This window comes from Chitinophaga sp. (assembly GCF_035564935.1).
Lineage (GTDB): Bacteria > Bacteroidota > Bacteroidia > Chitinophagales > Chitinophagaceae > Chitinophaga.
On sequence record NZ_DATMTE010000755.1, the window covers coordinates 1 to 5122 of the forward strand.

General features: G+C 46.4%; 5 protein-coding genes. 2 read left to right on the forward strand and 3 right to left on the reverse strand.

The window, feature by feature from the left end; all coding sequences use genetic code 11:
- Positions 1-88: 88 nt before the first annotated feature.
- Positions 89-802, reverse strand: a complete 714-nt coding sequence (locus VN105_RS19490) for a pirin family protein (RefSeq protein ID WP_325643290.1) — start codon at positions 800-802, stop codon at positions 89-91.
- Positions 803-1018: 216 nt separating this feature from the next.
- Here VN105_RS19490 and VN105_RS19495 point away from each other — a divergent pair, with 216 nt between their 5' ends.
- The gene (locus VN105_RS19495; RefSeq protein ID WP_325643291.1) at positions 1019-1963 is read left to right on the forward strand and encodes a DUF6607 family protein; all 945 of its coding nucleotides are present in this window, start codon (positions 1019-1021) and stop codon (positions 1961-1963) included.
- 63 nt (positions 1964-2026) lie between these two features.
- Here VN105_RS19495 and VN105_RS19500 read toward each other — a convergent pair whose 3' ends face one another.
- On the reverse strand, positions 2027-2977 hold the full coding sequence (locus tag VN105_RS19500; protein ID WP_325643293.1) for a DUF3829 domain-containing protein: 951 nt from the start codon (positions 2975-2977) through the stop codon (positions 2027-2029).
- A 174-nt stretch (positions 2978-3151) separates the two neighbouring features.
- Here VN105_RS19500 and VN105_RS19505 point away from each other — a divergent pair, with 174 nt between their 5' ends.
- Positions 3152-4252 (forward strand): gliding motility-associated C-terminal domain-containing protein, encoded by a 1101-nt coding sequence (locus VN105_RS19505; protein ID WP_325643296.1) that lies wholly within the window; start codon positions 3152-3154, stop codon positions 4250-4252.
- Here the strand turns inward: VN105_RS19505 and VN105_RS19510 are convergent.
- Complete coding sequence (locus VN105_RS19510) at positions 4249-4965, reverse strand: HAMP domain-containing sensor histidine kinase (RefSeq protein WP_325643298.1); 717 nt, start codon at positions 4963-4965, stop codon at positions 4249-4251. The genes VN105_RS19505 and VN105_RS19510 overlap by 4 nt on opposite strands.
- Between the last annotated feature and the right edge of the window lie 157 nt (positions 4966-5122).

Genomic DNA, 5122 nt, shown 5'->3' on the forward strand with positions numbered 1-5122 from the left:
TGGAATAAATTACCTGTATGAAAAAATAGGATGTTATATTTTATAAAAGCAATAATATGTTTGTATTTAATATGTATTAAGCAGGCATTTACTTTTGATTGACAGGTGTTTCGATGATCAGGAACTCCGTTTTCTCCCCACACTGCAGTGTTACTTCACCGGTTTCCCATATCCCGATCGCATCGCGCGGCTGCAGCACCTGCTCCTGTATTTTCAGCCCGCCGGAAATGGAAAAAATGAACAGGCATTTGTTTACCGGGTTGAAAGTATAGGTAATACCAGCTGGCTGCTCATAATAGCCAAGCGATAACTTTGCATTCTGATTGATCCAGCAATGCTCCATTCCTTCCTCGCCGGATACAACCGTTACCAGTTTGTTCTTTCTTTTTTCCAGCGGGAAATTTCTTTGCTGGTACCGTGGCGCAATGTTTTGTTGCTTGGGAGCGATCCATATTTGCAGAAAGTTCACTTCTTCCGTACCGATGTTGTATTCTTCATGTCTTAACCCGCTGCCGGCGCTCATGATCTGCACGGCGGGCGCTGTTATTTCGGTACTGTATCCCATGGTATCCTTATGGTTCATCTTTCCTTTCAGCAAAATGGAAATGATTTCCATATTCACATGCGGGTGGATACCAAAGCCTTTACCGGCTTCCACATAATCATCGTTGAAAGCGAACAGGGTACCAAAAGCACTCCGCATGGGATCGCAAAAATCGCTGAAGCTGAAGAAGAAATTACTTTTCAGCCAGCCTATGTTCTTAATGCCTCTGTCGCCTGCAGGGAAGTATTGTGTTTTCATAAATTTAATGAACAACTGTTGATGTAAAATGTTTGTGTACCGGTTGGTGATCCGGGCTAACTAAGTTAAATGCAAATTTCCGGATCTCGTAAATAACTTTCCCAAATTGGTAAGAGCGCTTGTATTTATGCCCGTACTTTTGCATCACAATTTCAGATAAGCTCCGGGATGTATAAGTATTTATTCCTGCTCACTTAACTACTCACCTTATTTTTTATGAAGCGTATTTCCATTTTAACCATTATTGCCTTCATGACGCTGGCAGCATCTGCCCAGAAGGGCGGCGATAAGCTGGCGCAGGATAAGGCTGCTATCAAAAGTATGTGCGGCTGCCAGGATGTGACTTTTGAGTATACAGAAACATTTCCTTCAGATACCGGCTATACCCCTAAAGGGTATCATAAAATTGTAGATGCTGTTGAATATATAACAGTGGCAGCAGAAGATCCGCGCCGTATTGTATTGCAGCACCTGCTCATTGCCGACAGTTTTGTTATTAAGCACTGGACGGAAGACTGGCAATACGAGAACCAGCAACTGCTGGCCTATACGCAGGACAACCAGTGGAAGAAGATTTTGCTGCCTGCTGCCCAGGTAAAAGGCCAGTGGTCGCAGAAAGTGTATGGTGTGGATGATGAGCCCCGCTATGAAGGTTCCGCCACCTGGATACACGCCGATGGCCGTCATTACTGGGAGGCTGCGGCCGATGCACCGTTGCCGCGCAGGGAATACACTACCCGCAAAGATTATAACGTATTACACCGGGTTAATCATCATGAAATTACGGCTACCGGTTCCATACATGAGCAGGATAACAGGAAGGTGATCCGTGCAAATGGTATAGATAAGGTGATAGTGGGAGAAAAAGGGATGAACACCTACAACCGTACCAGTGAAAGCAAATGCCGGCAGGCGAAGGAATGGTGGGAACAGCATAAGACTTTCTGGGCGGTGGTGCGTAAAAGCTGGGATAAGATCTATGGAGAAAGCAATGAAATTAACCTGCAGAAGAAAGTAAATAATGAACCGTTATATAAGGTGATGTTGGCGCTGGAGGAGAAAGCGTTCCGTAAAGAACTGGAAGGCGCAGAACTGGAAAAGACGATAGCGGCTACGTTACAACAGTTTTCGCATAATACAGCGTTGAGTTTACAACGATAAACGAGTGGATAAGAAAAGCACCGCAGCCATTCCTGGCTGCGGTTTTTTTGTTTTTGAAGCTGTTTATTTTGTAAAGGAGTTATACCTGCCGATCATGCTATCGAGCGCACCGTCCAGGCTTTCGAGCTGGCTTTCCGTCATCTGTCCTTTTTCTTTGGCGTCGCGCATAATTCTTTTGGCGGTGATGAGAAAGTCGTGGTAGCTATCGTAAAAGCTCTTATAATAGCCCTCTTTGCTTTCTTTTGCGGCGTTGGCCATATCGAGACCGGCATGTGCAGCCTGGTTTTTTTCCAGTGCATCATAGGCTGCCTGTGCTTTGTCGCTGATTTTAGCGAAATCTTCGCCGTTTTCCCCAAGCAGGTTGATATAATCACGCACTGCCTGCATATCGCCTTTCATAGCCAGTACATACTCTTTCAGGGGGCTGTCTTTCAGGATGATCGCTTCACTGGCGTCTGCCACTTCATTTACTCTTTTCATCAGAACGGCTTTCTGATCGAAGAACGCCTGGGCGCCGCTGCGGATAGAATCCGCCAGTGCAAGACCTTTAGCGCCTTTGTCGTCTTTATAGTCCTGTGCTCTCAGGTAATCATCCAGTTGGGTGTAGGTTGTTTTCAGATGATCGAAAGATCCTTTAAAGCTGGCTACTTTTTCTTTAAAGAATTTCTGATCTTCCTTATTTAAGGCATCTACCGGTTCTTCTACTTTCACTTTCCCGTGGCTGATCATACCAATCATCACAGGCTTGATAATAGTGCTGAGAAAGGTGGGATTGCCCTTCCCGGATAATAGTTCGGTAACGCGGTCGGCATTGTTTACCAGCCGTTCCACATAGTCGGAGTTTTTGTTCGACAGGTCTACAATCAGGTTGGTGTACTCAATTACATCATTTGCGGACGATGCAGATTTGTCTGCGTATGCACTGTTACCGTCTTTTTTGCCGGTTTCATTACATGACACAAAAGTGGTGAGCAGGGAGGCTCCCAGGGCAAAATACAGTACGGATCTTTTCATGATAAAGGTGTTTTCGGATTAAAACAATGGCACAAAGGTGTGCCGGGGCTTTTACGTGGGCAAAGATATTTTTTCAGGCACATAAAACAAAAGAAATGTAGGATAACAAACTACTCTTATGAGTATATGCTGTGATTAAGGGAACCGGTAATTTTATCCCGGTAAATGGGCGGTATGTTTTCAGATCTCTCGGTAATAAACGGAATGCTGTGCTGCTGGCTGTTTCTGGCGTTATATGTGCCTGCGGAGGCACAGCGTATATCCTTGAATAACCCTTCGCTGGAAGGCCGTACCGGGAAAGGTTTTATCCCGGCTCACTGGCTGGTGGCAGATGGAACGCCGGATACACAGCCGGGCGTTTTTGACATCCTGCTGGCTCCCTCAGCGGGCAACAGTTATATAGGTATGCACAGCGGGAAGGGTTTCCTGGAAGGGGTTGCACAGCAGCTACCGGCTGCCCTGGAACAGGACAGCGCCTATATACTGAGCCTGGATCTGGCCTATACCCCTTATTATTTGTACCCGGCCTGCTATGGCAACCTGGCTATTTTTGGCGGCAATGCCCCGGGAGATACAGCGGAACTGTTATGGGTATCAGGCAATTTTAGTCATGAGAACTGGCAACGGTATCATGCCCTGTTCAGGCCACACCATAATTATACTTATATCTCCTGTTGGGCTTACCCTACATCGCCCTGTAATAAAAGCATGTATGGCATCGCCCTGCTGATGGATAATCTTTCTGCTATCGATCCGTTCACACCACCGGCGATACAGGCCAGTATAAAGCCTTGCAGTTGCGGTGATGTGGCCGATGGGAGGGCTATGCTGCACGTATCGGGTGGTGCGCCTCCTTTCAGGTACCGGCTGGATAACGGGCCGTGGCAAACAGACAGTGTGTTCACCGGGCTTGCAGCAGGTACGCATATAGCGGAAATAACCGACGCACATGATTGCAGCGCCAGTGCAGGCATCAAAGTGATATCTCCCTGGAAAAACTGTACGGTGGTAATGCCAGGCGCATTCAGTCCTAACGGCGACGGGCAAAACGACTTGTTCCGGCCGAAGGTATACGATGCCATACATGACTATCGGTTACGGGTATACGACAGATGGGGAGCGCTGGTTTTTGCGGCCGATACGCCGGAAACAGGCTGGGATGGAAGTTATAAGGGAATGCCGGCAGGGGTGCAGGCTTATGTATATATATGTACCTACGCAGACAGCCGGGGCGGGCAGCATCTGCTTAAAGGAACAGTAATGTTGATCCGTTAATAATTAAAAGTAACTATGAAAACCGACCCGGTTGCACCACTGTTCACCGTAATATGCCCGTTGTTGGCCACCACATAGGATTTCACAATGGCAAGCCCGAGGCCCGTCCCTTCTTTACTGCGTGCATTTGCTGCACGGAAATAAGGAGTGAATAAAAAACGTATATCCGCTTCCGGTATACCGATACCATTGTCTTTTACTTTAATGCACAGATGATTTTTCCGGTAGTGCAAACTGAGTAACGGGTTGCCTGTGGAATATTTAAACGCATTACTGATAAGATTGGTAAGTATGCCGGCGAGGTGGCTTCTGTCGATAGAGATGGCACGTGGGCGGCCGTATATCCTGATATGAAGTTGCCGCTGGTCGGTACGGCGACTGAAATATTGCTGCCGGATCATGGCGGCAAATACGGGCAGATCGGTTTCTTCCGGCTTTGTTACCGGGTTACCGGCTATCATGCTGCCGGTAGTAAGCATATCATCTACCATGTTACTCAAAATGTCTATTTCTTCCTTTATCCGCGACAAATTGCGTTCGTAAAACGGTAGCATTAATTCATCCCGCTGCATTTTTGTTTCGAGTAACTCAATGGAAGATGAGATGGCGCTGATGGGTGTTTTGAATTGATGCGTAGCGATAGCTATCAGATCCGATCGCATTTCGGGTATTGATCTCTGGCCTTCTGCATGCTTGTTGATATGGTTCAGCATACTCTTTTTTTGGTTGATTCTGAATAAGGTTACTATTTCGAAGGATACCGGGTTAGCTGGACAAATACTGGTTGTACACAATATACGAAACTTATCTATATTTTTAAAAAGAGGTGTTTGATGTAGTTTATTTAACATGGAGGTTTTAAATATTTAC

Bases quoted from the DNA above. Each gene is read 5' to 3' on its own strand.
- VN105_RS19510 (WP_325643298.1), bottom strand. From the start codon at position 4,965: ATGCTGAACCATATCAACAAGCATGCAGAAGGCCAGAGATCAATACCC.
- VN105_RS19505 (WP_325643296.1), top strand. From the start codon at position 3,152: ATGTTTTCAGATCTCTCGGTAATAAACGGAATGCTGTGCTGCTGGCTG.
- VN105_RS19490 (WP_325643290.1), bottom strand. From the start codon at position 802: ATGAAAACACAATACTTCCCTGCAGGCGACAGAGGCATTAAGAACATA.
- VN105_RS19500 (WP_325643293.1), bottom strand. From the start codon at position 2,977: ATGAAAAGATCCGTACTGTATTTTGCCCTGGGAGCCTCCCTGCTCACC.
- VN105_RS19495 (WP_325643291.1), top strand. From the start codon at position 1,019: ATGAAGCGTATTTCCATTTTAACCATTATTGCCTTCATGACGCTGGCA.